The organism is Streptomyces sp. NBC_01003, from assembly GCF_045162695.1.
Classification (GTDB): Bacteria; Actinomycetota; Actinomycetes; order Streptomycetales; family Streptomycetaceae; genus Streptomyces.
This window is the reverse complement of the sequence record NZ_CP108707.1, coordinates 1699561-1725560: the sequence shown is the minus strand read 5'-3', so window position 1 is coordinate 1725560 and position 26000 is coordinate 1699561. Positions and strand designations below refer to the sequence as shown.

The following is a 26000-nucleotide window of genomic DNA, read 5'->3' as shown; positions in this document are numbered from 1 at the left end:
GAGCGGAGAGCGAGCAGATGCCCGCCCTGCGGCAGGTGTGCCGTGGGACGGGCCTGCGCGTGGTCGGTCCGGGTGCTCAGGAGGTCGGCCTGTTCCCCGTCGGGATCACGATGGGGGTGGTCGTCCCCGAAGAGCCGTTGTTCAGGAACGCCATGGCCAAGGCGCGCACGAACTGGTCGAACACGTAGAAGGCGCCGGGCGCGACAGGCGACAGCCCCTCGCGGAACAGGATGAAGGCCGGCCACGCGGTGCGGATCAGTGCCGCCGAGGCGTAGTCGCGCTTCAGTCCCAGCCAGTCGCCGATCTCGTTGCTGAGGACGTAGCGTACGAACTCGTTGAGGAATCCGCGCGTGACGCCCAGGTCGACCTGCGCGGTCAACCCGAGCAGGTCCTCGGCCAGTTCGATGCCCTCGGTCGTCGGGGCGAGGATCGGTGTGAGCACCTGCCCCGACTGTGCTTCCGCGTCGGCCCACGACTTGGGGATGTACTCGTCCCGCACGCCGAGCAGGTGCAGGGCGACCTGCCAGCTGTGCAGGAAGGCGTCCTGGTCCTCGGCCGAGAACGGGACCTTCCAGTCGAGCAGCTTCCTGCGCACGAAGGTGCCCAGGCTGTGGAAGGTGACCAGGATGTCGGCGTTGCTGATCGGAATGTCCTCGTCCGTGACCGCCCGCCAATGGGGCGACTGCGGCAGCAGGTGACGCACCGCGGCGTGCACCACACGCGTCTTGTTGGCGGTCACCACGAACTGGCCCGTCGGCTCGAAGCCCTTCAGCTGGGCCAGGTCGTAGCCGAACGTGAACGTCTTGGCCGCGCGGTCCTTCATGTTCGCGCCGCCTGCGGACCAGTAGACGCTCCTGGCCTCCCGCGGGATCACGGTGCTCATGATCCCGCTGCCGAGCCCGTAGAGCATGAAGAGGTAGGTGTCCTTGCGCCGGTTGAAGTCGGCGGCGCGAGCCAGCTTGCCGGAATCCGCCCAGGAGGGCAGCTTGTTGACCCTCTGCAGGTATGCGGTGAGGTCGGCCGGCAGGCCGCTGGGCAGCGGGTCGTTGTTGTTCACCCACGATGCCATCGCGGTGTTGACCGCCGGAACCTGGCCGTTGTCGAAGAGTGAGGCCACCACCTGGTCCACCTCGTCGTCCCACACGTATTCCGGGTCGGTGCCCGTGCCGGTTCCGGCGACCGAGCCCGTCGGCGACCACGCCCACGCGTCGGTGGTGCTCGTCGCACCCACGAGGCCCAGCGCGGCACCGAGGGACAGGACTCTTCTGCGGCTGAGATTTGGCATTGACTTGCTCGCTTTCCTGGTAGGGAGTGCGGCGCATCTCGCCTTTAACAGCGGTGAGTTGGCGTTGCCGGCACGGTTCAAAGCTTGTTCCAGGATGTGATTTCTGATTAACATAGCGAGGTGCCCCGCCGTCGACAAGGGCATCGACGCGACCGACGAACCGCCGCCGGCACGGGCCCCCGGCCCGCCGGATCCGTACCGGGCGAGCCTGGACGTTGAGCCACGGTGTTCCGGCTCGAACCCAGTCCCGTACGACCGAGGAGCCTGCATGACTACGGAGCAGGACCAGATCCCCGCGCCTGACAGCCCAGCGCCTGACAGTCCAGCGCCTGACAGTCCAGCGCCCGACAGTCCAGCGCCCGACAGTCCCGTGCCTCCCAGCCCTGTGCCGGAGAGCTCTCGGCCCGCGTGGGTGACGGACGAGTTGATTGCGCAGTGGTGCGCGTGGGTGCACCGGGACGCGTCGCGCCGCGGGCCCGACAGCGTCGAGCCCGTGACCGCGGTCGCACCGTTCGACCTGGCGCCGATCGCGGCCGTTCCCGAGTGTGCCCCGGAGGACGTCGCGGTGGCGGTGGCCGGTGCCCGGGCGCACCAGCCGGAGTGGGCGGGGACGCCGCTGAGGCGCCGCGGCGATGTGGTACTCGCCTTTCACGACCTGCTGTTGGAACGGCAGGACCAGGTGATCGATCTGATCCAGTGGGAGACGGGCAAGGCGCGGTATCACGCCTGGCAGGAGGTGGCCCAGGTCGCGGCGATCGCCAGACACTACGCGCGGCGTGCCCGGCGCTACCTGGCCCCCCACCACGTGCGCGGGATGGTGCCCGGCCTGACGAAGGTCAAGGAGGTGCGGGTGCCGAAGGGTGTCGTCGGCGTCATCTCACCGTGGAACTATCCCCTTTACCTCGGTGTCGGCGATGTGCTGCCGGCCCTGATGGCCGGCAACGCCGTGACCTCCAAGGCGGATTCCCAGACCGCGCTGACCATGTTGTGGACTCGTGCCCTGATGGCGGAGGCCGGGCTGCCGACCGGGCTGTGGCAGATCGTGGCCGGTCCCGGGGCTGTGGTGGGGACCGCCCTGGTCGACGCCGTCGACTTCGTCTGCTTCACCGGGTCGACCGCCACAGGACGCACCGTCGCGGAGCGTGCCGCGCGGCGACTGGTCGGGGCCTCTCTCGAGCTCGGTGGCAAGAACCCGCTGATCGTGCGTGAGGACGCAGACGTGGCCGCCGCGGCGGCCGGCACGGTCGTGGCGGCCTTCGCCAACACCGGGCAGATGTGCATCCACATCGAACGCGTCTATGTGCACCAGAAGGTCTACGACGCCTTCCGCACGGAGCTCGTCCGGGCGACGCGGGCGCTTCGGCTGGGGCGGTCCTACGACTACTCGGTGGACATCGGGTCACTGACGTCGGCGGCGCAGCTCGCGGCCGTCGAGGCACATGTCGACGGCGCGGTGGCCGAGGGGGCGACCGTACTCGCGGGTGGCCGGGCCCGTCCCGACATCGGCCCGCTCTTCTACGAACCGACCGTCCTCGAAGGCGTCACGCCCCGGATGGCCGTGTGCGACGAGGAGACGTTCGGTCCGGTGCTTTCGCTCTACGCCTACGGCGCGGACAGCGAAGCGGTGGGCCTGGCCAACCAGGGGACCTACGGACTGTCGGCGTCGATCTGGTCGAAGGACTCCCGCGAAGCCGGCCGGATGGCGGTGCGGATCCGCGCAGGGTCGGTCAACATCAACGACGGTGCAGCCGCGGCGGCCGGCAGCGTCGAGGCCGGGATGGGCGGCATGGGCGACAGCGGACTCGGCAGGCGCCACGGGGCCGAGGGAATCCGCAAGTACACCGAGAGCCGGACGATCGCCACGCAGCGGCTCCTGCCGCTCGGACCGGCCAAGGCCGTGGAGAGCTCTGCGGAGACCTCCGTGAAGAGCCCCGTGGAGAGTTTCGTCCGCCGCACCAACGGACAGCTGGCCCTCCTGCGTCGGCTGCGTGTGCGCTGAGCGGCGACACGTCGGCCGTGCGCGAACCATGCCGGGCATTGCCCCTCTGCGTCCCTCTTGCTCATCTCTTGCCGTATGTACGAGATCGGTCCAGATCGGAGTCCCGATGACAAGTGCGATCTTCGCTGAACGGTCGCTCTACGAAGATGACCACGAACTCCTGCGCGAGACGGTTCGGGCGTTCGTCGACAAGCACGCCACGCCGCACGCCGAGCGGTGGCGGGCCGAGGGCAAGGTCGACCGCGAACTCTTCCAGGAGGCCGCCCGAGCCGGAATCCTCGGCTTCAACATCCCGGAGGAGTACGGCGGCGGTGGGGTCACCGACTTCCGCTTCAACGCGCTGATCGGCGAGGAGTTCTCCCGCCATCCCGCGTCGGACGGCCTCGCCGGAGTAGGGCTGTCCAACGACATCGTCGTGCCCTACTTCACCGGCCTGACCGATGACGAGCAGAAAGCCCGCTGGCTGCCGGGCATTGCTGCCGGGACGCTCGTCGTCGCGGTCGCGATGACCGAGCCCGGAACCGGGAGCGACCTGGCCGGCATCGCCACCACCGCTGTCCGCGACGGCGACGACTACGTGGTCAACGGCAGCAAGGTCTTCATCTCCAACGGCCAGAACGCCGACCTGGTCGTCACCGCCGTACGGACCGGAGCGGACCGCCACAGCGGGATCAGCCTGCTGGTCATCGAGGCCGATCGGCCCGGCTTCTCGCGTGGTCGCAACCTGGAGAAGATCGGCCTGCACGCGCAGGACACCAGCGAGTTGTTCTTCCAGGACGTCCGCGTGCCGGCCGCCAACCTGCTCGGGGAGGAGGGTTCCGGCTTCAAAGCGCTGATGCGCAACCTTCCCCAGGAGCGGATCTCGATCGCGGCCAACGCCGTGGCTTCCATCGAGGGCGTGCTGGAGCGGACCGTGGAGTACGTCCGGGAGCGCAAGGCGTTCGGCCGGACCGTCGGTTCCTTCCAGAACACCCGTTTCCAGCTGGCCGACATGGTCACCACCGCCCGCGTGGGCCGCACGTACATCGACGAACTGCTCTCCAGGCACTCCCGCGGCGAACTGAGCGCCGTGGACGCCGCGTCGGCGAAGTTCTGGGCCACGGAGCATTACGTCGACATCGTCGGGCGCTGCCTCCAACTGCACGGCGCTTACGGCTACATGCTCGAATACCGCATCGCACACGACTACCTCGACTCGCGTATCACCACCATCTACGGCGGCACCACGGAGATCATGAAGGAGATCGTCGCCCGCGACCTGGGTCTGTAGCACCCGGCCCACTGACTCAGCGATCGATCTTCAAGTCCGGCTCTGAGTAGGGGGCTCGGGTGCGGATCGGCCTCGTGCAGCGATACGGCTGCGTCGTGCCGGGCTTCCCACCGCGTAGTGCACGTACTCGCGTACGTCCTCGTAGCGGGTGCCGCGGAAGTATGTCCACGCGATGGGCAAGCAACGGGCCGACGGCATCGAGCAGCAGTTCTGCGGCCACCGTCGCCCCGTCGGTGCGGAACGCGCCGGCCGGCGCGGTCGCTCGTTCGCGCGCCTTGGGGGTCAGGGCCGTCCCGAGCGGCAGCCACCAGCACGTCGCACCCCTCCGCTTCCGTTGAGCGGATCTCCGCAGTATGGAGGCGTGGTGTCGGCCCGCAGGTCTCTGCGTTAGGGTGGCCGACATGCAGACGCACTCGAACTTCCGTGAGGATGAGCCGCAGCACGGCGGCCCCCGCGGTGAGTGCGCGCCCCGCGGGTACGGCTTTCTGCGCCGCCGCGGCCGGGTGGGTTCGCCCCCGGCGTCTTCCTGTCGCTGAATCCGCCGTAGGCCTCCGCATTCGGGCCTGAGCTTTCCCGTACCGGTTCCCGGAGACGTCGCCTCGCGCCGTCCGCAGCCGGCCCCTTTTTGAGCTTCGAAGGAGTTCGCCATGTCGCTCACTCATGACGTTGCCCCCGCATCAGCACTGCGCGACCACCGCATCCCCGCCGACGGCTTGTACGAGGGCAGTCGCATCCTGAACCGCCTGCCGGACGGTGAGCGGGAGCGTCCGTACGAGCGGTTCGAACTCGTTCCGCAGGGCCGCGTGATCGGTGCTGAGATCCGCGGCCTCGACCTCTCGCGGCCCGTCTCCTCCGCGGTGCGGGAAGAGCTGAACCGCGCGCTCCTCGCATGGAAGGTGCTCTTCTTCCGCGGCCAGCACCTGACCTCCGACGCGCAGCGCCAATTCGCCCGTAACTGGGGTGAGTTGGAGACCAATCCGCTACTCGCCCCGGGTGACGCCGACGACGTGGTCCGCTTCGACAAGTCGGCCGGTGCCGTTCCCACCTACGAGAACGTCTGGCACACGGACGTCACCTTCCGTGAACGCCCGGCCCTGGGTGCCGTGTTGCAACTGCGGGAGGTGCCGCCGGTGGGCGGCGACACGATGTGGGCGGACATGGCGGCCGCGTACGACAACCTGCCGGTCGAGGTGCGCGAGCGGATCGACGGCGCGAGTGCCGTCCACGACTTCCTGCCGGGCTTCGCGCGTTTCTACTCGCCGGAGCAACTGGCCCCGTTCCAGGAGCAGTTCCCGCCCGTCCTGCACCCCGTGGTGCGTCGCCACCCGGAGACCGGACGGCGGATGCTGTTCGTCAACACCTCCTTCACCACCCGGATCGTCGGCCTCGAGCGCCCGGAGAGCGACCGCCTGCTCCGGCTGCTCTTCCAGCAGGCCCACGTCCCGGAGTTCCAGGTGCGGTTCCGCTGGCAGGCTGGCGACATCGCCTTCTGGGACAACCGCGCGACCCAGCACTACGCCGTCAACGACTACGCGCCGTACCCCCGGGTCGCGGAACGCGTGGCGATCGCCGGCGACCGTCCGTTCGGCTGAGCAGGCGCGCGGCAGCGTGACCGGGCGCGTGTGCCGGATGACCGTTGACCGGTCTCCGGCGCCGCGGGCCGCCCTATTGTTGGCTGATGCGCGCACACCATACTGACCGCCCAGCCGATCTCGACGTGGTCCGTGAGTCCTATGACCGGGTGGCTGACAACTACGCCCACATGGTGGTGACGACGGGAGTCGGTGACATCCGTAGCCATCCATGGCTCAAGGCGTCAATCGACGCTTTCGCCGACACGGTGAGCGAGCTCGGGCCCGTCCTCGATGTCGGCTGCGGACCAGGAACGGTGACCGCCTACCTCGCCGAACGCGGACTCGACGTGTCCGGAGTCGATCTCTCACCCCGCATGATCGAAAACGCCCGCCGTCTTCATCCGCAATGCCGCTTCAGCGTCGCCTCTGCCACCGACCTCGACCTTGAAGAAGCGTCCCTCGGCGGCGTACTCGGGTGGTGGTCACTGTTCAACCTCCCTCGCGATGTCCTTCCTCAGGTCCTCGCCCTGTTCGCGCGCGCCCTGAAGCCAGGCGGCCACTTCATCACCGCAACACACGTCGGCGACGAAGACGCGGTGCGCACCGAGGCCTACGGAGGGGTCCCCGTTCGTTGGACCACGCACAAATGGCGGCCGGAACAGCTCGTGGACCTGATCGAGCAAGCCGGCCTGCGCCCGGTCGCCGACCTTCGGCTCCCCGCAGATGAGCAGAGCGGGCCTGGCCTGGTCATCATGGCCAAGCGCCCCGCCTGAGGATCAGACGCGCCGGCGGTGGTACAGGGCTCGTGCCGGGCCCGGTCACCGGGCGCCCACCGCTGTTTTCCCGTTCGGATACTCCCCAGGGGCTCCTTCGGTGCGTTCCCGTGAGCCCAAGGGTTCCGGGGCGTCCAGGAGGCCCCGGGGCTTCCAACGGATGCGATCGACCGCCACGCGCGAGACGGTGGATCCAGGTGGCGGTTCCGTGTCTCCGCGATGCCCGGGACGCCGGTGACCGGTCCAAGCACTGCCGGTCCAAGCACTGTGCCCACCAGGCCTCGTCCGACCCGCACCGCAGCCCCGGCTGAGAGGAGCATCGGCCATGGAATATCTCGTCACCATGACCACCCATGTCCCGGAGGGAACGTCGCAGGCGGAAGTCGACGAGGTCCGTAGCCGCGAGGCCGCGCACTCCCGCAGGCTTGCCGAACAGGGACAGCTGCTGAGGCTTTGGCGCCCGCCTCTGCAGCCCGGGGAGTGGCGCACGCTCGGACTGTTCGCCGCGCAGGACGCCGCGCACCTGGAGGATGCCCTGTCCTCGATGCCGTTGCGTGTGTGGCGGAGCGACGAGGTCACACCCCTGACGCCGCACCCGAACGACCCAGGGCCGGCCTCCACCGCTGCATCGGGCGCCGTCAAGGAGTTCCTGGTGACCTTCGCCCCGGCCGCGACCGAGGACGCCACCTCCGAGGCACTGAAGGACGCCACCGCAGCGGAAGCGGTCCGTGCGAAGGAGCTGGCCGGACAGGGACACCTGGTGCGGCTGTGGAAGACGCCTGGCGAGCGCCGCGCGCTCGGCCTGTGGCGCGCCCGGGACGCCGCCGAGATGCAGACAGTGCTGGACTCACTTCCCCAGGCACCGTGGCTTTCCATGGAGACGACGCCGCTGAGTGAGCATCCCAGTGACCCGGGGGCGGTCAGGAGTTGACGGCTGCCTCGTCCGGACGGTGTGAGGAAGGCAGCGCCCCCGGGCTTCGGCGATGACCTTCTCGGCCATCTCCACCTGGGCATCGAAGACCTGTCGCGGGCGTATACCCATTGACACTGTCCACAGCCCCCTTTTCAGGGGGTCCGACCCTCCGGCGGCAGCGTGCTGTCCGGCAACGGCTCCGCCGTCTCGTGGCGCCGAGCGCCGAAGCGGTACGCGACGATGAGCAGTGCGAAGAACGGCAGGCCGGCCTTCCAGGAGTCCTCCAGGCCCTCGATGAACGCCGTGGAGACCAGGATCGCGGCCAGCGCGAGGGCCGCCGCGACGGTGGTGAACGGAGCGCCGCGCAGCCGGGCCGGCGAGGAGGGGAGGTCGTGGCGGACGCGGTGGCGGCGGAACATCAGGTGCGTGGCGAGGATGAGGATCCACACGACCAGCGCCCCGAACACCGAGATGCCGAAGAGCAGGACGTACGCCGTGTCCTCGGAGTGGACCGAGAGGATCGCGGCGGCACCCAGGCCGAGTCCGGAGACGGCGAGCGCTCGGTGAGGGACTCCGCCGCGGCCCACCCGTGCGAACATCCGTGGCGCGTGCCGGTCCACCGCCAGGGAGTGGATCATGCGGGTGGCCAGGTAGGTGTTGGCGTTGGCGCTGGAGAGCGCCGCGGTCAGTACCACGAAGTTCATGATGCCCGCGGCGGCCGGGATCCCGGCGACGTCGAAGAGCTGGACGAAGGGGCTCGCCGTGACGTCTCCGCCCGCCGCCGTGCGCGACCACGGCACCACGGTGACCACCACCGCCATGGCCAGAACGTAGAAGAGCGCGAGGCGCACGACCATCCGCCGGGCGGCACGCGGGATGTCTCGCACCGGGTTCTCGGACTCGGCGGCGGTCACCGCGATGATCTCGGTGCCGATGTAGCTGAAGATCACGAAGACGAAGGCGGTGCCCAGACCGCTCAGGCCGTGCGGAAGGAGACCGCCGGGCCCCGAGAGGTTCGAGGTGCCGACCGCCTCGTGGCCGGGCAGGCCGAGGAAGACGTAGGCGCAGCCGAGCAGGACGAAGACACCGATCGCCGTGATCTTGATGGTGGAGAACCAGTACTCCAGGCGGCCGAACACCCCGACGGTCAGCGCGTTCGCGGCCAGGAGCAGCAGCGAGAAGGCCACCACCGGTGCCCACAGCGGCAGTTCGGGCCACCAGAACCGGACGTAGATGCCGCCGGCGATGACCTCGCCGCCGATCGCGATCACCTGGATCGTCCAGTAGGTCCAGCGGATCACGAAGCCGGCCAGCGGGCCCAGATAGTGGCGGCCGATGGTGCCGAACGAGCCGGTTGCCGGGTGTACGGCGGTCATCTCGGCCAGCGCCCAGCCGATCACCAGGGCGATCAACGCGCAGAGCACGTACGCGATGACGGCGCCGGGCCCCGCAGCGGAGATGGCGAGACCCGAGCCTAGGAACAGGCCCGTACCGATGGCGCCGCCCAGACCCATCATGCTGAGCTGACGTCCCGTCAAGGACCGTTTCAGGCCTTGGCCTTGCCTGCCTTGACCGCCTTGCCGGTCTTGGCCGTTCTCGCCGTGGCTCTGATGCGGGCCGGTGGTGGGGGAGGGGGCGGCCGTTGGGCTGCTTCCGGCGTCGTCGGGCATGTCACTCGCTCCGTGGGGTGCGGTGTTCCTGGACGTGCTTCTGGACGTGCTAGTGGGCCCGTATCTCACCGAGCGCGTCGATCAGCGCGTCGACGTCGGACGTGTTGTTGTAGTAGTGGAAGGAGACGCGGAGCAGGGTGCCGCGCGGGCTGGTGACGATGCGGCGCTCGGCGAGCGCGGCCGCGAGCGCGTCCGGGGCGGGGTCGGCGATCGCCACCTGCGGGCCGCGCAGTTCCGGGTCGGCGGGCGAGGCCGGTGTCTCGCCGATCTCGGTCAGGCGCGTGTGGGCGTACGTGGTGAGCGCGCCGACGTGCGCCTCGATGTCCTTCGGGTCGACGTCGGCCAGGGTGCGAAGCCCGGCCGCGGCGGCGTACGCGGAGGGGATCGACGGGGTGCCGGTCTCGAAGCGGCGCGCGGTGTCCGGGAAGTCGAGGGAGCGCGGGTCGAAGGCGAAGGGGTCAACTCGGCCGAACCAGCCGGTGAGTTGAGGATCCATGTCATCGCGCAGGCCGCCGCGTACGTAGAGGAACGCGATGCCGGGGACGCCGAGCAGATACTTCAGCGCACCGCACACCAGGTAGTCGCAGTCCAACTCCCGTACGTCCACCGGGAGTACGCCCAATCCCTGGTACGCGTCGACGAACACCCGTGCGCCGACCGCGTGTGCCGCTCGAACCGTCTCGGTCACCGGCAGGCGGGCGCCGTTGCGGTAGGAGACCAGCGGCACGGAGACCAGATTGGTCGAGTCGTCGATCGCGGCGGCGTAGTCCTCGGCGGGGACGGCCCCTTCCCGCTCCGGAACATGGCGCACCCGAGCGCCGCGTCGCTCCTGCGCCAGCCAGACGTGGGCGACGGACGGGAACTCCATGTCCGTGGTGACCAGGCCGGGGCGGCGCGACCAGTCCAGCGTGGACGCCACCTGGTAAGCGCCCTCGGAGGCGCAGCCGACGACCGCGATCTCGTCCGGCTGCGCGCCGATACGAGCGGCGAAGGCGGCGCGAGCGGCGTCCACCTGGGACATCCACTCGCCCCAGGGCGCGCCCTGGCTGCGCATGGACCACTGGAACTCCTGCAGCGCCGTCAGTACGTGCTCGGATGCCGCGCCTTGGCTGCAACTGGCCAGGTGGACGGTGTCCTTGAGGGAGGGGAACCGGGCACGGAAACGTTCGGTTGCGTCGAGGGGCGCGATGGACACGTGGCGGCTCGCATTTCAATCACAGTGAAATTGTTCAGTGCGGGTGATCGAAGCAGGCGAGTCATGTGCCCGTCAATGGGTCGGAGGCCGGTCGTCGCTTCGGGGCCGGCCGTCAACTTGCGAGGGTCACCGGCTCGGCGGTGTCACGCTCACCAGGAACCGTGCGGGCTCGCTGCCCTCGTTGACGTAGCGGTGCGGGACTCGGGAGTCGAAGGTGCAGCTGTCCCCGGGCCTCAGCTCGTGGCGGCCGTCGCCCGCCTCGACGACCAGACTGCCGCTCAGCACCACCACGCACTCCTCCGAGGGGTGGCTGTAGGGCTCCTCCGAGGACGCGCCTCCCGGTTCCAGCGCGCCCTCAAGTACCTCGAGGCGTGCGGAGCCGGCCGAGACACGTGTGTACTCGATCCCGCCCTGCGGCGAACGCACCACCATCCGGCGGTCGCACCGCACCAGAGCGACGGCGTCCGGCTCGTCCTGGCGGAACAGGTCGAAAAGGGGGAGCCCGAGGGCGGTCGAGAGCCTGCGCAGCGTCTCCAGGCTGGGATCGGTCAGGCCGCGTTCGACCTGACTCACCAGACCGGTCGACACTCCGGCGCGCGAGGCCAGGTCCCGAACGGTCATCTTGCGGGACTGGCGCAGCTCGCGTATCCGGTTGCCGATCACGCGGTGAGGGTAACTCAGCCGCGTTCACGCGGGCGGAACGGTGCCTCGCCCTCACGTCCCCCCCGGAAGCGCAGCACCGACCCCGACCTGGGAGTTGGGGCGGAGGCCGTACCCGGCGGTGACGGGCCGGAGTGTGTCCGGTATCGGAATCGGCGGCACCAGCACCGGAACCGGCGAGTACCTCGAAGAAGCGAGCGGCGGCCGGGTGACGGTCGTCGGCGCCGACCCGGAGGCCTCGGTGTACTCGGGCGGAAACGACAGCCCGTACTGCGTGGAGAGCAGCGGCCGCATCCGGCACCCGCAGACGGTCGACGACGTCCGGCCCGATTCCTGTCGGACGGCGACAAGGACGGGGAACCCGCCGGCGCGCACATGGCATGGCCATGAAGGGGGCATTGCGGCGCGGTGACAGTCGATCCTCCTCTCTTGAAGGGAGCTTCGCCGGTGGATAGTTTCGGTGGCATGTGGATCTGCAGGCGGTTCCGGAAGCGACGGGCCATCGATCTGATGCGCGTCGCCACCGCGGTGTGTAGCTGACCTCCTCACTGCGCTGAGCCGGACCGTTCGGTGCCCCGCCGCACTGCACCGCGGTGTGTAGCTGACTTCCTCTCTGCGCTGAGCCGGACCGCTCGGTGCCCCGGCGCACCGCACCCGCTGAATTCCCTTTTCACGCCTCCTCCTTTCGCCCTGCGCTGAGGCGTGCCCCTCGTCCCGTGAAGGCACGAATGTCCCCACGTACCGCCATGCCCGCATCCCTGCGCGTCGGCGCGATGAGCGCAGTCGCCGTATCCCTTCTGCTGACCGCGTGTGTGAACAACACGCAATCCACGGCGACCAGCGAGAATGTCGCGGCCAAGAAGATCCCGGCCAAGGTCTCCGCCGACACCTCTCTGACCGTCGGCGCGCCCGATCTCAAAGTCGCCCTGGAACTGTCGGGTCAGATCCACAAGCTGCCCTTCAAGGTGAAGTGGGCCAATATCAGCGGCGGCCCGCAGTGCTCCGAAGCGTTCCGGGCCGACGCGCTCGACATCTGCTCGGCGGCGGAGATTCCGTCGATCAACGCCCACTGGACGGGCCTGGACACCAAGCTCGTGGCGGCGAAGTTCCGCAAGGATCCGACCGCGTACCCGATCTACGAGCTCGGGATCGCTCCGGGCGCTCACATCAAGACCCTCGCCGACCTCCGCGGGAAGAAGATCGCCTACAGCCCGGGGCAGGCGCAGGGGGCTCTCGTGCTGCGGATCCTGAAGAAGGCCGGTCTCACCCAGCAGGACGTCGACCTCGTCGAACTGGCCAGCACCGGTGACGTCTATCCCACCGCTCTGGGAAACCGGCAGGTGGACGCCGCGCCTATCGCCGACGTCAACATCAAGCGCTATCTGACGAAATACGGCAGGGACGGCGGCACGACCATCAAGCACGGTCTCCGCGACGACCCCGGGCACTTGTGGGCGCTCACCGAATCCGTGAGCAATGGGCAGAAGTCCGCCGCCGTCAGAGAGCTCATCAAGTTCTGGGCGCGAGCACAGATCTGGGTCGACGAACATCCGAATCAATGGATCGAAGGCTATTACGTCAAGGACCAGGGACTGAGCCGTGGGGACGGTGAATACCTCGTCGAAAGGTCCGGCCACCCGGACTTCCCCGCGGACTGGACCGGCGCCATCGAGCGCCAGCAGCAGACCGTGAACCTGCTGGCGAAGGAGCAGAAGCACAAGGCCTTCGACGCGGGGATCCTCTTCGACCGCCGATACGAGCGCGTAGCCGCCGACGCCGTTGCCGGTGAAAGGAAGACACCATGAGCACCACGGCTTTCGACCAGAGGGCGGCGACCGCGACCGGGCCGACGACGGACGACGTCGCGGTCTCCTCTCCTCGCCTTCGCCCACGGGCACGCAAGAGGTTGGGGCCGGGCCGCCGCATCCCCTACGGCTGGGCGCTCGGCCCGCTGCTGCTCCTCGCGGTGTGGGCGGCCGGCTCCGGCGCCGGACTCATCGACGCCCGCAGTCTGCCCGCACCCTGGACCATCGCCGGCACCGCGGGCGACCTCATCGCCGAAGGCAGGCTGCAGTCCAACTTCGCGACCTCCGCCGGGCGCGCCCTGCTCGGCCTGGTCTTCGGCACGGCCGCGGGTCTGCTGCTCGCGCTCGTCTCCGGACTGAGCCGCCTCGGCGAAGGGATCGTCGACGGGCCGGTGCAGATCAAGCGGGCGATCCCCTCGCTGGCGCTGATCCCTCTGCTCGTCCTCTGGTTCGGCATCGGCGAGACGATGAAGGTCATCACGATCGCGCTCGGCGTCTTCGTCCCGGTTTACATCCACACCCACAACGGGCTGCGCTCCATCGACAACCGCTATTCCGAACTCGCCGAGACGGTGCGGCTGAGCAGGATCCAGTTCGTCCGGCATGTCGTCCTGCCGGGTGCGCTGCCCGGGTTCCTGCTGGGACTGCGGTTCGCGGTGACCGCCGCCTGGCTGGCACTGGTCGTCGTCGAGCAGGTCAACGCCACCAGCGGCATCGGCTACATGATGGAGCTCGCGCGGACCTACGGACAGACGGACGTGATCATCGTCGGCCTCGTCGTGTACGGACTCCTCGGCCTCGTCTCCGACGCCCTCGTACGGCTCGTGGAGAGGAGGACCCTGTCATGGCGCCGGACGCTGGCGGGCTGACCGCGACCGAGGACCGCACGACGGTCCGCATCAAGGATCTGGTACGCACGCTCGGCGGGCGCCGCGTGCTCGACGACCTCGAACTGGGCATCGCCCCAGGCGAGTTCGTGGCCCTGCTGGGACGCAGTGGCTCCGGCAAGAGCACCCTGCTGAGGGCGCTGGCCGGCCTCGACCACGACGTGGCGGGAAGCGGTGAACTGGCCGCCCCCGATGACGTGTCAGTGGTCTTCCAGGACGCGCGGCTGCTGCCGTGGAAGCGGCTGCTCGAGAACGTGGTTCTGGGCCTGCCCGGCCCGGACGCCGAACAGCGGGGCCGCAGCGCCCTCGCCGAAGTCGGCCTCGAAGGCCGCGAGCGGGCCTGGCCCGTCGAGCTGTCCGGCGGCGAGCAGCAGCGGGTGTCGCTCGCCCGCTCCCTCGTCCGAGAGCCCCAACTCCTGCTCGCGGACGAGCCGTTCGGGGCGCTCGACGCCCTCACCCGCATCCGGATGCACACTCTGCTGCGGCAGCTGTGCGAGCGACACCGACCCGCCGTGCTGCTGGTCACCCACGACGTCGACGAGGCCATCGCCCTGGCCGACCGGGTGGCCGTCCTCGACGAGGGCCGCATCGCGGTCGACATCCCGGTCGACCTCCCCGTGCCGCGCAGCCACGGCGGCCCGGAGTACGCGGCACTGCGGGATCGCCTGCTCGCCCGCCTCGGCGTGGAAGCAGCAGGCTGACCGCCCCCGACCAGGGGAGCCCAGCACGTCTCACCCCGGCACGACCCGCACCGTACAAAGAGGAGAAGAAGCCATGACCACCGTCGCCACTCTCGACATCCTCAGGGCAGGACCGCGCTTCGGCGCGGAGATCACCGGCGTCGACCTGACCACCCCCGTCGACGAGACCACCGCCGACGCACTGCGGCAGGCCTTCCGGGACCACAAGGTGCTGGTGTTCCGCGGCCAGCACCTGACACCCGATCAGCACGTCGCCGCCGTCCGGATCTTCGCCGAACCCTTCGACCACCCGACCGCCGCGAAGGACGATGCCAATCCGCTGGTCTACCCGTACAACGTGCGGCAGACCGGCAAGGCCAGCACCTGGCACATCGGCGGCCTGTGGCGTGACCCGGTCTTCGCCATCGAGTCGCTGACGTACGAGGTGGTGCCCGAGCTGGGCGGCCACACGCTGTGGGCGGACCTGCAGGCGGCGTACGACGATCTGTCGGAGCCGTTCAAGGAGCTCCTGGAGTCCGTGAGCGCGGTGTACGACGGCAACGCGGAGAACTACGCGCAGGGCAGCAAGAGGACCGCGAGCGGACCGACCGTCGAGCACCCGGTCGTCCTGGCGCATCCGGCCACCGGCCGCAAGGGCCTGTTCATCAGCACCTCGGCGATCGGCCTCACCGGCGTGACCCCCGCGGAGAGCAAGGCGCTGCTCGACCACCTGCTGCGGCACGCCTCCTCGCCGAACTACACCATCCGCTTCGGCTGGCAGCCGGGCGACTTCGTCCTCTGGGACAACCGCGCCACCTGGCACTACGCCGTCGACGACTACGGCGACGGAGCGCGCGTCTACCGCAAGGTCATCGGCGTGGAGCCGGAGGCGGGCCTCGTGCCGGGGGCGCGTTCCTGAATGTTCTCGGTCTGCGCCGGGCTGCTCGCGGTGGCTCTCGTGCTGTCACGACTGCGCGGGGCCGCACTGAAACAAGCCCTGCACAGCGCCCGAGAAGGACGTGAACTCGCCACACCCCAGGGCTACTTGCTCCCGCACGCCGCTACCGGCCGGTCCCCTGCCGACCCGCCACCGCCCGAACAACGATCGGAAGCATGAATGACCCCGCAATTCCTCTGGTACATCCCCAACACCGTCCAGACGGGACACCGCGGTGACGACACCACATCCGGCTGGGGGTCCATCGAGTACTCGACCGAACTCGCCCGCGCGGCGGAAGCCCACGGCTGGGGCGGCGCCCTGCTCGGCACCGGATGGGGGCGCCCGGACACCTTCACCGTCGCCACCGCCCTGGCGGCGCGCACCACGACGTTCAAGCCCCTGATCGCCGTCCGCCCCGGCTACTGGCAGCCCGCGAACTTCGCCAGTGCGGCCGCCACTCTCGACCAGCTCAGCCGCGGCCGCGTCCTGGTCAACATCGTCAGCGGCCTGGACACCCCGGCCGCCTACGGCGACACCACCGTCGACCCCGCCGCGCGCTACGCCCGCACCCAGGAGTTCCTGCACCTCGTACGCCGCCTGTGGACCGAGGAGAACGTCACCTTCCACGGCGAGCACTTCCAGGTCACCGGCTCCACGGTCGGCCCGCACCCCTACGCCACCGCCGGGCGGGCCCATCCGACCCTGTACTTCGGCGGCGCGTCCGAAGCCGCCGAACGCGTCTCGGCGGCCGAAGCCGATGTGCAGCTCTTCTGGGGCGAACCGCTCGACGGAATCGCCGAACGCATCGCCCGCCTGAAGGAGTTGAGCGGCCGGGTGGGGCGCCGCCATGTGCCGCTGGAGTACGGCCTGCGGATCACCACCGTGGTGCGCGACACCACGGAGGAGGCGTGGCGCGCGGCGGAGGAGAAGGTCGCGAAGATGGCGGCCGACGCGGGCGAGACCGACACCTGGACGGGTAACCGCAGAACAGCGGTCGGCCAACGGCGGCTGCTCGACCTCACCGAACGCGGCGAGGTCCTCGACACCTGCCTGTACACCGCGCCGGGCAGGTTCGGCGGTGGGGGAGCGGCGACCACGTGGCTCGTCGGCTCACCCGACGACGTGGCTGCGGCGCTCAACGCCTACCGCGCGCTCGGCATCACGCACTTCGTGCTGTCCGACACCCCCTACAAGGAGGAGATCCGCCGGATCGGTGACCAACTGCTGCGCAGGCTGCGGGAAGCATGAAGGCAGGCAATGCGTCATCACCTGGGTCACGGCCCTCCCAGGCGACCGGCCCCGCCCAGGCGGCAACAGCGTGGACCGTCAACGAAGAGCAAGGTGTGCCGGGCTCCGGGCTTCACGGAGCTCGACGAACGCGCCCGTCAATCGGTAAAGGCACGCGCCCTTCCTCAGTCTTTGCCGCCGCTCCTGCAGCCCGCCCGGGAAGTTCGGAGTCGTGTTGACGATCTCGTGGGCCGGCACCCCGTGCTCGTACAGCGGCGGCACCAGGCGGAGAGGAGATGCCGCCCCCGTCCACAGCCTGTCGCGTGTCGGAGGTGACGGTTTTCAAGCGTGCGGCCCCACCGTCACCTTTCCCACCGTCAACTCCGCAACCCCTTCAGCCACTTCGCCGATGCGCGTCGTCTGTCGTTCCAGTTCCTCCAGCTGCCCGGCCGTCAGCTTCTCCAGCGGCTCGACGGTGACCGCGATGCGCTTCCCCGAACGGCGTTGGTGCCACACCCCGGTCACTGCCCCGTCCACCAGCAGCAGCGGATGGTTTCCGGCCTGGCCGCCCGCCAGAGCGCGCTCGAAGGCCCTTCCCGGGAAGAGCAGTTCGCGCGGTTGCGAGGCGATGCCGAAGGCGTCGAAGTAGGGGAGGAGCCGTACTCCTTCAGCCCCTTCTCCCGCCCCCGGGAACTCGGTGTCCCCGGCAGTCACCCACGCCTCCCCGACTCCCTCGAAGTCGACCTCCTCGATCTCCGCGCCCCGAGCCAGCTCCCCGAAGAGTGTGCTCGCCCAACCTCTCGGTGCGGCAAGCCACTTGGCGAAATGCTGCGGGGTGGCCGGGCCGTACGCGTACAGGTAGCGGCGTACGAGCTCGGCGAGCGCCGCGTCCTGCTCCATCGGGACCGCTCCGGGGTTCGTGTACGTCACCTTCCGCCCCCGGTTCGGTCCGAAGGCGAGCACCCCGCGGTGCGCCGCCGTGTGCATCGCCTGCCGCCAGCGCGGCCACATGCCCTGGAAGGCGGGAACGACGGGGTCACCGGCCCAGGCCCCGGTCCGCGCCACGACGGCCTCCGTCAGCTCGTCGGCGGTCAACTCTGTGCCGGACAGAGCCTCACCGACGGCCGCTACGACCGCGTCGGTCTGTGCCGCTGTGAGCCGGATGTCCTTGGATTGCTGACCGACCCGGCCGGGGATCGCGGAGAGCGCCCCGGACCACATCGGCACGTCCGCAGCGGCCAGCAGATGCACGGTGCCGCGCGGGCCGTACGTCTTGACCAGTGACGGCTCCTCCCACAGCGCACGACGCACATCGGCACGCGTCGCCCCTTCGATGCGCAGCCCGAGGGAGAGCTCGGCGGCCGACAGCACCTGGGCGTGCGCGCCCAGCATGACGCCGGCGAGCAAAGGGGTGGCGGCGGGGGAGGCGGGGACCGGTGCGGCCAGGCCCTGGCGCTCGATACGGCGGGCGTTCGCCCCGGACCAGCTCACGGTGGGTGTCGGCATGACCTGACGCTAACCTTCATCTAGGTCAGAAGCTGTCCGCTTTGGGCGGTCGCTACGGCAGTTCCGTACGTGGTGGCCGGCCCACCGACCAGCGACCCGGTCGAGCGGGTCGCCAGGCTGGATCCGCGGAGCGTTCGCCTCAGTCGGTCACCTGCACGACCGCCGTGGTGCCCGCCCGCACCGTCGGCGTCGCGTACGTGTACGTCACGCCGTCGACCGTCTTGCTGCGCACCCGCTGCGGGACGCCGTTGACCGTGATGTTCTTGTGGACTCCGGGGAAGCGGGCCTCCCAACGGTAGGCGCTCTTGCGTGCGTTGTTCGTCAGCGTGGTCTTCGTCGCGCCGTCATGCCGCACGGTGATGCTGCCCGCACCGATGGGCACGTCCGCCGCCCGGAGCCACTTCATGCCGGACGGCAGCCGCGACTGGGTGGTCACTGTGTGGTTCGGTGCGTCCGGTGTGACGCCCATCAAGCCCTGAACGGTCTGGCTGACCAGGGTGAACGACACCTCGGGGTAGTCGCCGTTGGGCCCCTGGCTGGAGTTGACGTGCTGGAGCTCCCGCTCGCCGTAGATCTTCTTCATCCACGTCCACGCCGTGTCGTTGCGGTTGTTCTTGAAGAACATGTCGGGCAGGTACGTCGTCGACTCGATGTTGGTCGATCCGTCCGGGCCCAGCTCCTGCGCCTGGATGTAGTCGAGATAGGCGTCGTTGCGCGGGCCGGGATCGAGGATCTGCTTCATCGGCATGAACACGCTGTTCTCCTTGCCCCAGCCGGTGACCGGCGTGCCGGACAGGGTGTACGCGCGGACCATGTCGGCGCCGCTTCCGGTGCCGCTCCAGTCGTCGTTGAAGTAGGTCTTCAGGTCGGCGGCACGCCGGTCGAACGTCCTGGCAAGGGCGGTGTCGCCCTTGCCGCGGGCGAGCGTGGCCATTGCCAGATACGCCTGGTACTCCGCGGCGATGCCGTCCCCGGCCTCGGCGAGGCCGTCGCCGTCCTGCTCGTTGTAGCTGGCGGCGCCGGCGAGTATGCCGTTGCCCGTGCCCTCGGCGACCTTGACTTCGCCGTTGGGCCTGGCCGAGTTGTGCAGGTCGATGAACTCCTCGGTGGCGTGCCGGTAGAAGTCCCACAGCGCCGGGTCGTCCACGTATCGCCGGTCGCCGGTCCAGAGGTATGCCTGGGCTGCCTTCTCCACGAGTTCGAAGGTGGCCGGTACCTCGCGCACGAAGTTGTCCGGGCTCTTGCAGTCGATGCTCAGGTACGTCTCGGCGTCGAAGGCCGACCTGGGGTACGAGCGGCAGACGCGGGGTCAACTCATCGCGGTCATCGCGGAGTTCGTCTCGAACCCGTTCTTCGCCGACGTGTGCGAACGGATCGAGTCCACTCTCGCCCCGCACGGACTGAAGACGGTCCTGTGCCCGTGCTTCCCCGGCGGGGTACAGGAGTTGGACTTCATGACCTCCCTCGCCGACCGGGGCGTCGCCGCCGTCGTGTTCCTCTCGGCGAGCAACACGATCGAGGGCGCGGACCCGGAGGTGTATGAACTCCTGCGCTCCCGCAGGATCCCGTTCGTCGGCGTCAACGGTCAGTTCGAGGGCGTGGGTGAGGCGCCGGTCTTCTCCACCGACGACCTGCTGGCCGCCGAACTCGCCGTCGACCACCTCTTCCGGCTCGGTCACCGCCGTATCGGCATGGCATCGGGACCGGTCGGCAACCGCCCGGCCGACCGCCGCGTCAGCGGCTTCGTCGCCTCGCTCGCCAGACGCGGTGTCGAGGACCCGGAGCAGTGGGTTGTCCGGCAGTCCTACACCGTCGAGGGCGGCCAGTCCGCCGCGATCTCACTCCTCGGCCGCGGCGCCACGGCGGTCGTGGCCGCCAGCGACTACATGGCCCTGGGAGCGATCCGCGGCGCGCGCCGTCAGGGGTACGACGTCCCGGGCGACGTGTCGGTGGTCGGCTACGACGGTGCCATGATCACGGACTTCGTGGACCCCCCGCTCACCACGGTCCGCCAGCCGGCCGACCGCCTGGCCTCGGAGGTGGCCCGCAGCGTCCTCGCCCTGGTCGGCAACCGCGACGTCCCCGTCGGCGAGCTCCTCTTCGACCCCGAACTGGTGATCCGCGCGAGCACGGCGGCGCCGAAGGCGGAGTGAGGCGCCGGCCGTCGGTATGAATTGCGACCGTGCGTCCAGACCATTGACCTAGACATCGGTTCTATAGACACTCTGCTCGGAGATTCGACCGGACAACCGGCCGCAACTCCCCTAATCCATCGGGTGTTTCATGCTCGTGGATGCTCCGGAGGAGCTATGCCAAAGTCTCGGTTCCTGTTTCTCGGCTTGGCGCTCGCGTTGTTCGGAGGTGCCGCCGGTCCTGTGGCCGCAGCGCCCAGCGCGAGACCGGTGGTGGTCGACGTGGACGACTACGGAGCCGACCCCACGGGGCGGACGGACTCGACGCCCGCTGTCACAGCGGCGCTGCGGCACGCCAGGAGCATCGACCGGCCGGTCAGGATCGTGTTCTCGAAGGGCACCTACCAGCTGTACCCCGAGCGGGCCGAGAAGCGTGAGCTGTACGTGTCCAACACCGTTGGCGCCGACCAGCGTTACCGGGACAAGAAGATCGGGCTGCTCGTCGAGGACATGCACGACGTCACCATCGACGGCGGCGGGTCCAAGCTCGTCTACCACGGCCTGCAGACGGCGTTCGCGTCGATCCGCTCGACCGACGTGACGTTCACGAACTTCTCCTTCGACTACGCGGCCCCCGAGGTCATCGACGCGACCGTCGCCGACACCGGTGTCGCGGACGGGCACGCCTACCGCGTACTGAAGATCCCCGCCGGCAGCCCGTACCAGGTGAACGGCACGCACATCACCTGGCTCGGCGAGAAGAGCCCGGCCACCGGGCGGCCGTACTGGTCGGGCGTCGACGGACTCCAGTACACCCAGATCCACGACCCCGAGGCGCAACGGACCTGGCGCGGGGACAACCCGCTGTTCAACGACGTCGCCGCGGTCACCGACCTCGGAGGCCGCCGGATCCGGATCGACTACACCACTGAGGCACGGCCGGCGGACGCCGGGCTCGTCTACCAGATGCGCCTCATCGAGCGGACGGAGCCGGGCGCTTTCATCTGGCAGTCGAAGAACGTCACGATGCGCTCGATGAACGCCTACTACCTGCAATCCTTCGGCGTGGTGGGGCAGTTCAGCGAGAACATCTCCATCGACAGGGTGAACTTCGCGCCCGATCCGAAGTCCGGCCGGTCGACGGCCTCCTTCGCGGACTTCGTCCAGATGTCCGGCGTCAAGGGGAAGGTCTCGATCACTCGGAGTCTGTTCGACGGCCCGCACGACGACCCGATCAACATCCACGGCACCTACCTCGAAGTCGTGGGGAAGCCCGGGCCGAACACCCTCACCCTCGCCTACAAGCACCCCCAGACCGCCGGATTCCCGCAGTTCGCCCCGGGTGACGAGGTCGAGTTCACCACCAAGCGCACGATGGCCCCGCTGGCGGACGCGCACGCGAAGGTCACCGTTGTCGACGGGCCGAGCGGGATGGACCACGACAAGCCGCTGACCACGATGACGGTCACCTTCGACCGGCCTGTGCCCGCCGGGGCCGAGACCGGCGGCACGGTCGTCGAGAACATCACGGCCACCCCGTCGGTCGTCATCTCCGGCAACGTGTTCCGCAACGTGCCGACCCGCGGCATTCTGGTCACCACCCGCAAGCCCGTACTGATCACCGGCAACCGGTTCGACGCGATGTCCATGGCCAGCATCTACGTCTCCGCCGACGCCTACCAGTGGTACGAGTCCGGGCCGGTCGCCGACCTGACGATCCGAGGGAACTCGTTCACGCGGCCCAGTGGTCCGGTCATCTTCGTGGAGCCGACCAACCAGGTCGTCGACCCTGCGAACCCGGTGCACCACAACATCTCGGTCGAGCACAACTCGTTCGACATCGGGGACGTCACCGTCGTCGATGCCAAGAGCGTCGGTGGTTTCGCCTTCACCGGAAACACCGTCCGGCGGCTGGACGCGGCAGACCAACCGCCTTACACCTCCCCGCTGTTCGTCTTCCATGGCAGTTCGGGCATCCGGATCGCACACAACCACTACGACGAAGGCCTCAACAGCGAGTGGCAGGCCCACGGCTGATCCTGGTTGTCGAGTTGGTCGATGGTCGGTCGGGGCGAGGCGGTCGCGAGCACCAGCCTCGCTCCGGGGGCCCCGCCTCGGTCTACGCGGACCCGGGTGACGCGCCGACCAAGGTCCCGGCACCGACCCGCGTCAGATCATCGCCGGGTCAGCCGTATCACGGTGCTCGGCCGGTCCGTCCGGGGCAACCGCAGAGTCAGGCCCTGCGAGAGCAGGGTCGTCCCGGCGTGCTCGGCGCCGGTGGACTCGTCCACGTAGACCGAGGCAGGGGAGAGGCCGGTCAGCCGCAGATCGCGGTCCCGGCCCCAGGCGATGACCACGACCCGATCGCCGGCCCGGTACTGGACGGCCTCGTCGAGCCGGTGCTGCTCGCCGAACTGCACCACCGGGCGGATCTCCTTGTACAGCGCCACCAGGTCGCGTGCCTCGGCGAGTTCGGCCCCGGTCCAGCGCGAGAGGTCGCCGCCGATGCCGAGCGCGCCGGCCATCGCGACGTGGAAGCGGTAGGGGAGCGGCGTGGTGCGGCGAGTGTGCGGGTTGGGGCTGTCGGTGACCCAGGCGGACATGGTGCGGGCCGGGTAGACCTGGCTGTAGCCGTGCTGGATGGCTATGCGGTCGTCGGCGTCCGTGTTGTCGGAGATCCACGTCTGGTCCGTGCGGGCCAGCATTCCGAGGTCCGCGCGGCCGCCGCCGCCCGCGCAGCCCTCGATCCGCAGGCCGGGGTGGGCGCTGCGCAGCCGGTCGAGCACCGAGTAGACGCCCCGCGTGTGGTCGGTCCACAGCCGTTCGGCGTCGGGGTGGCCCGGCCAACCCGCCTCCGTGAGCGCCCGGTTCATGTCCCACTTCAGGAAGTCGATCGTGTACGTGGAGACCAGTCGGTCGAGCCATTTGAAGGCCCACTCCGTGACATCGGTGCGCGCGAAGTTGAGGACGAGCTGGTGGCGCAGCTCGGTGCTGCGGCGGTGCGGCATGTGCAGCACCCACTCGGGGTGCTCGCGGTACAGGTCGCTGTCCGGGTTGGTCATCTCCGGCTCCACCCACAGTCCGAAGCGCATGCCGAGCCCTCGGATCTCCTCGACCAGCGGGCCGAGCCCGTGCGGGAACCGTTCCGGATTCGGGTGCCAGTCGCCGAGCCCGGACCGGTCGCTGGTGCGCTGCCCGAACCAGCCGTCGTCCACCACGAACAGCTCGACGCCCAGCTCGGCGGCCCGCGCCGCCAGGGCCCGCTGCCCCTCCAGCGTGACGTCCCAGCCGGTCGCCTCCCAGCTGTTGTAGACCACGGGCCGCGGCTCGTCGGGGCGCGGCAGTACGTGCCCGGCGACATACCGGTGCCAGCCGCGGCTCGTCGCGCCGAAGCCGCCGCGGTTGAACTGCCCGGCGAACACCGGGGTTTCATGGCTCTCGCCGGGCTGCAGCCGCCAGGCCAGGCCGTCGTGCCCGGCACCACCGGTCACCGTGAACGGGCCGCCCGAGTGGTCGCGCTGCGCGGTGATCCGCCAACTCCCCGACCAGGCGAGGACCATGCTCCACACCTCGCCGTGGCCCTCGTCCGCGTCACCCGCGTCGACCATCAGCCAGGGATTCCCGTAGTGCCCCGAGACGCCGCGCCGGCTCGTGAACACGGTCTCGGCATATGGGGCTTCGGTGCGTCGCAGCTGTGTCTCGCCCGACCACTCGCCGACCGTGTGGCTCAGCCGCACGCCCGACGCCGCCGGCACGGACCAGCTCGCGGCGTCGCAGCGCAGGATCTCGACGGGCTCGTCGGCCGCCTCGTCCGTGCCCAAGTGGCGCAAGGTCAGCGAGCGTTCGACGATGTCGCTGTCGGGGTGCACCGCGTAGTGCAGCGTGCAGCCGAGTGGGTAGTGGCGGTCACGCAGCCGCACGTGGAGCCGGCCGCCGTCGGTCTCGTGACCCTCGTAGGCCCACTCGACGCCGCGTGTGCCGTCCGAGTACCGCACCAGCAGTGACGGCACCCCGAACCGGGCACCGCCCTCAACGGCGAGCTCTTCACCGCCTGTTGAGGCGAAGCTGCTGGTCAGTCCGTCGTGCGTGGGCAGCGCGGCGACCTGGTCGAGTGTGAGGGGCGCGCCCCAGTGCACATGCCGTGGGCTGTCGTCCGCGCCGATGCGCAGCGCGTACGAGGAGGCGGGGGTCGTGAGCAGGAACGTGCGACTGGGTTCGTCGAAGTACACCTGTGACATGAGCGGGAGCCTAGATCCGAACTCCCTGAATTTAAATATTGACGAAGGAAATTATTGCCTCTACGTTTCCCCCATGTTGCTGAACCGAGCGAAGCTGCTCGCGTCTCCGGCGGCCAACACGGTGTTCACGACAGTGCTCACCCGTGGTCCGGTCGTCCGCCCCGAGATCGCCCGAATGACCGGTCTGTCCTCCGCCGCCGTCACCAAGGCGGTCAAGCCGATGATCGAAGCCGGATACCTGGAGGAGCTGCCGCAGGGGCCGAGGACCGTCGAAGGTGCGGGGCGTCCCGCGCACCCCCTCGCCGTCCGCGCCGACCGGGAGTTCTTCGTGGGCGTCAAGGTCACGGCCGACGAGCTCATCGGTGTGGTGACCGACTTGAGGGCGCAGGTGCGTGCCGCGCACCGGATCCCGGTGACGGACCGGTCGGTCGAGCAGGTCGTCCGTGGCATCGCCGCGCTCGTCGCGGAGCTGACTCCCGCGCACGCCGAGCGGACCCACCACATCGGGGTGTCCGTCTCGGGTGACGTGGACCGGACGGGCGGCCTCGTGCGCTACTCGCCGTTTCTCGGCTGGCACGACGTGCCGCTGGCCGACCTGGTCCGCACGGCAACGGGGTTGGCGGTCACCGTCGAGAACGACGTGAAGGCCCTCACCGTCGCAGAGCAGTGGTTCGGCGAGGGGGTGGGCGCGGACTCCTTCGCCCTCGCCACCGTCGGAGTCGGCATCGGCTGCGCGCTCGTGATCAACGGCCGCTTGGTGGCAGGGGGCTATGGCGTGGCCGGCGAGATCGGTCACATCCCGGTGGCCGCCGGCGACGGGCCCGACTGCCACTGCGGCGCCCGTGGCTGTGTCGAGGCCATCGCCTCCGAGGAGGCCATCGTCGCCCGGGCACGTCGCGCGACAGGCGAGCCGGACCTCGACATGGCCGGGGCCATCGAGCGCGCCCATGGCGGGGACGCCGCCGTGCGCGCCGTCTTCGACGAGGCGGGCGAGGCCATCGGGCTGGGCCTCGCCGCCATGGTCAACCTCGTCGGACCCGAGCGGGTCGTCGTCTCCGGTGAGGGCCTGGCCGCGTACGACCTCTTCGAAGAGCAGATCCGCGCCGCCTTCACCACCCAGGCCTTCGGGACCGCGGCCCGCTGCCCGCTCGTCGTGCGCCCGCTGCCCTGGGAGGAATGGGCGCGCGGGGCCGCCGCCGTCAGCATCCAGTCTCTGTTCGCCGCGTGAACCCACGCGGGCGTCTGA

General features: G+C 69.6%; 21 protein-coding genes. 14 read left to right on the top strand and 7 right to left on the bottom strand.

Annotated features, from left to right (window positions below; translation table 11 throughout):
• Positions 1-76: 76 nt before the first annotated feature.
• Positions 77-1285 carry an oxygenase MpaB family protein gene (locus tag OG698_RS07995; RefSeq protein WP_406102286.1) on the bottom strand — a complete coding sequence of 403 codons (1209 nt, stop codon included), beginning with the start codon at positions 1283-1285 and terminating at the stop codon, positions 77-79.
• Between the two features lie 268 nt (positions 1286-1553).
• Between OG698_RS07995 and OG698_RS07990 the strand changes: the two genes are divergently transcribed.
• The 5 genes from OG698_RS07990 to OG698_RS07970 all read left to right on the top strand — a co-directional run bounded on the left by OG698_RS07990 (position 1554) and on the right by OG698_RS07970 (position 7832).
• Positions 1554-3284, top strand: a complete 1731-nt coding sequence (locus OG698_RS07990; protein WP_406102285.1) for a succinic semialdehyde dehydrogenase — start codon at positions 1554-1556, stop codon at positions 3282-3284.
• Positions 3285-3390: 106 nt separating this feature from the next.
• Entirely contained in the window at positions 3391-4554 is a 1164-nt protein-coding gene (locus OG698_RS07985; RefSeq protein ID WP_406102283.1) for an acyl-CoA dehydrogenase family protein, read from the top strand.
• Between the two features lie 647 nt (positions 4555-5201).
• The gene (locus OG698_RS07980; RefSeq protein WP_406102281.1) at positions 5202-6146 is read left to right on the top strand and encodes a TauD/TfdA dioxygenase family protein; all 945 of its coding nucleotides are present in this window, start codon (positions 5202-5204) and stop codon (positions 6144-6146) included.
• Between the two features lie 86 nt (positions 6147-6232).
• On the top strand, positions 6233-6901 hold the full coding sequence (locus OG698_RS07975; protein WP_406110908.1) for a methyltransferase domain-containing protein: 669 nt from the start codon (positions 6233-6235) through the stop codon (positions 6899-6901).
• A 325-nt stretch (positions 6902-7226) separates the two neighbouring features.
• The gene (locus OG698_RS07970) at positions 7227-7832 is read left to right on the top strand and encodes a muconolactone Delta-isomerase family protein (RefSeq protein WP_406102280.1); all 606 of its coding nucleotides are present in this window, start codon (positions 7227-7229) and stop codon (positions 7830-7832) included.
• A gap of 134 nt (positions 7833-7966) precedes the next feature.
• On the opposite strand, the gene OG698_RS07965 is transcribed toward OG698_RS07970, so the two are convergent.
• The 3 genes from OG698_RS07965 to OG698_RS07955 form a co-directional block, all read right to left on the bottom strand.
• The gene (locus OG698_RS07965) at positions 7967-9352 is read right to left on the bottom strand and encodes an amino acid permease (protein ID WP_406102279.1); all 1386 of its coding nucleotides are present in this window, start codon (positions 9350-9352) and stop codon (positions 7967-7969) included.
• A 181-nt stretch (positions 9353-9533) separates the two neighbouring features.
• The gene (locus OG698_RS07960) at positions 9534-10679 is read right to left on the bottom strand and encodes an aminotransferase class V-fold PLP-dependent enzyme (protein ID WP_406102277.1); all 1146 of its coding nucleotides are present in this window, start codon (positions 10677-10679) and stop codon (positions 9534-9536) included.
• A 126-nt stretch (positions 10680-10805) separates the two neighbouring features.
• The gene (locus OG698_RS07955) at positions 10806-11342 is read right to left on the bottom strand and encodes a helix-turn-helix domain-containing protein (protein ID WP_406102276.1); all 537 of its coding nucleotides are present in this window, start codon (positions 11340-11342) and stop codon (positions 10806-10808) included.
• A 133-nt stretch (positions 11343-11475) separates the two neighbouring features.
• Between OG698_RS07955 and OG698_RS07950 the strand changes: the two genes are divergently transcribed.
• The 6 genes from OG698_RS07950 to OG698_RS07925 all read left to right on the top strand — a co-directional run bounded on the left by OG698_RS07950 (position 11476) and on the right by OG698_RS07925 (position 16899).
• The gene (locus tag OG698_RS07950) at positions 11476-11751 is read left to right on the top strand and encodes a hypothetical protein (protein WP_406102274.1); all 276 of its coding nucleotides are present in this window, start codon (positions 11476-11478) and stop codon (positions 11749-11751) included.
• 316 nt (positions 11752-12067) lie between these two features.
• The gene (locus OG698_RS07945; RefSeq protein WP_406102273.1) at positions 12068-13144 is read left to right on the top strand and encodes an ABC transporter substrate-binding protein; all 1077 of its coding nucleotides are present in this window, start codon (positions 12068-12070) and stop codon (positions 13142-13144) included.
• Positions 13141-14013: an ABC transporter permease gene (locus OG698_RS07940; protein WP_406102272.1), complete on the top strand. Its 873-nt coding sequence runs from the start codon at positions 13141-13143 to the stop codon at positions 14011-14013. Before OG698_RS07945 ends, OG698_RS07940 begins: the two co-directional genes overlap by 4 nt.
• Entirely contained in the window at positions 13989-14732 is a 744-nt protein-coding gene (locus OG698_RS07935) for an ABC transporter ATP-binding protein (RefSeq protein WP_406102270.1), read from the top strand. Before OG698_RS07940 ends, OG698_RS07935 begins: the two co-directional genes overlap by 25 nt.
• Before the next feature lie 73 nt (positions 14733-14805).
• A complete protein-coding gene (locus tag OG698_RS07930; protein WP_406102268.1) occupies positions 14806-15630 on the top strand; it encodes a TauD/TfdA dioxygenase family protein in 825 nt (274 codons plus the stop codon).
• 198 nt (positions 15631-15828) lie between these two features.
• Positions 15829-16899, top strand: coding sequence for an LLM class flavin-dependent oxidoreductase (locus OG698_RS07925; RefSeq protein ID WP_406102267.1), 1071 nt, complete (start codon positions 15829-15831; stop codon positions 16897-16899).
• A gap of 321 nt (positions 16900-17220) precedes the next feature.
• Here the strand turns inward: OG698_RS07925 and OG698_RS07920 are convergent, their stop codons facing one another.
• Positions 17221-18384 carry a winged helix DNA-binding domain-containing protein gene (locus OG698_RS07920; protein WP_406102266.1) on the bottom strand — a complete coding sequence of 388 codons (1164 nt, stop codon included), beginning with the start codon at positions 18382-18384 and terminating at the stop codon, positions 17221-17223.
• A gap of 139 nt (positions 18385-18523) precedes the next feature.
• A complete protein-coding gene (locus tag OG698_RS07915; RefSeq protein WP_406102265.1) occupies positions 18524-19609 on the bottom strand; it encodes a hypothetical protein in 1086 nt (361 codons plus the stop codon).
• A gap of 25 nt (positions 19610-19634) precedes the next feature.
• Here OG698_RS07915 and OG698_RS07910 point away from each other — a divergent pair, with 25 nt between their 5' ends.
• Both OG698_RS07910 and OG698_RS07905 read left to right on the top strand, forming a co-directional pair.
• Positions 19635-20537, top strand: coding sequence for a LacI family DNA-binding transcriptional regulator (locus OG698_RS07910; RefSeq protein ID WP_406102264.1), 903 nt, complete (start codon positions 19635-19637; stop codon positions 20535-20537).
• Positions 20538-20759: 222 nt separating this feature from the next.
• A complete protein-coding gene (locus tag OG698_RS07905) occupies positions 20760-22553 on the top strand; it encodes a glycosyl hydrolase family 28-related protein (RefSeq protein ID WP_406102263.1) in 1794 nt (597 codons plus the stop codon).
• 137 nt (positions 22554-22690) lie between these two features.
• On the opposite strand, the gene OG698_RS07900 is transcribed toward OG698_RS07905, so the two are convergent.
• Complete coding sequence (locus OG698_RS07900) at positions 22691-24754, bottom strand: alpha-galactosidase (protein ID WP_406102262.1); 2064 nt, start codon at positions 24752-24754, stop codon at positions 22691-22693.
• A 73-nt stretch (positions 24755-24827) separates the two neighbouring features.
• Here OG698_RS07900 and OG698_RS07895 point away from each other — a divergent pair, with 73 nt between their 5' ends.
• Positions 24828-25982, top strand: a complete 1155-nt coding sequence (locus tag OG698_RS07895; protein ID WP_406102261.1) for an ROK family protein — start codon at positions 24828-24830, stop codon at positions 25980-25982.
• The last annotated feature ends 18 nt before the right edge of the window (positions 25983-26000 follow it).

Bases quoted from the DNA above. Each gene is read 5' to 3' on its own strand.
- OG698_RS07990 (WP_406102285.1), top strand. From the start codon at position 1,554: ATGACTACGGAGCAGGACCAGATCCCCGCGCCTGACAGCCCAGCGCCT.
- OG698_RS07910 (WP_406102264.1), top strand. From the start codon at position 19,635: ATGCTCAGGTACGTCTCGGCGTCGAAGGCCGACCTGGGGTACGAGCGG.
- OG698_RS07895 (WP_406102261.1), top strand. From the start codon at position 24,828: ATGTTGCTGAACCGAGCGAAGCTGCTCGCGTCTCCGGCGGCCAACACG.
- OG698_RS07925 (WP_406102267.1), top strand. From the start codon at position 15,829: ATGACCCCGCAATTCCTCTGGTACATCCCCAACACCGTCCAGACGGGA.
- OG698_RS07920 (WP_406102266.1), bottom strand. From the start codon at position 18,384: ATGCCGACACCCACCGTGAGCTGGTCCGGGGCGAACGCCCGCCGTATC.
- OG698_RS07970 (WP_406102280.1), top strand. From the start codon at position 7,227: ATGGAATATCTCGTCACCATGACCACCCATGTCCCGGAGGGAACGTCG.
- OG698_RS07985 (WP_406102283.1), top strand. From the start codon at position 3,391: ATGACAAGTGCGATCTTCGCTGAACGGTCGCTCTACGAAGATGACCAC.
- OG698_RS07935 (WP_406102270.1), top strand. From the start codon at position 13,989: ATGGCGCCGGACGCTGGCGGGCTGACCGCGACCGAGGACCGCACGACG.
- OG698_RS07930 (WP_406102268.1), top strand. From the start codon at position 14,806: ATGACCACCGTCGCCACTCTCGACATCCTCAGGGCAGGACCGCGCTTC.
- OG698_RS07975 (WP_406110908.1), top strand. From the start codon at position 6,233: ATGCGCGCACACCATACTGACCGCCCAGCCGATCTCGACGTGGTCCGT.
- OG698_RS07980 (WP_406102281.1), top strand. From the start codon at position 5,202: ATGTCGCTCACTCATGACGTTGCCCCCGCATCAGCACTGCGCGACCAC.
- OG698_RS07945 (WP_406102273.1), top strand. From the start codon at position 12,068: ATGTCCCCACGTACCGCCATGCCCGCATCCCTGCGCGTCGGCGCGATG.
- OG698_RS07995 (WP_406102286.1), bottom strand. From the start codon at position 1,285: ATGCCAAATCTCAGCCGCAGAAGAGTCCTGTCCCTCGGTGCCGCGCTG.
- OG698_RS07940 (WP_406102272.1), top strand. From the start codon at position 13,141: ATGAGCACCACGGCTTTCGACCAGAGGGCGGCGACCGCGACCGGGCCG.
- OG698_RS07900 (WP_406102262.1), bottom strand. From the start codon at position 24,754: ATGTCACAGGTGTACTTCGACGAACCCAGTCGCACGTTCCTGCTCACG.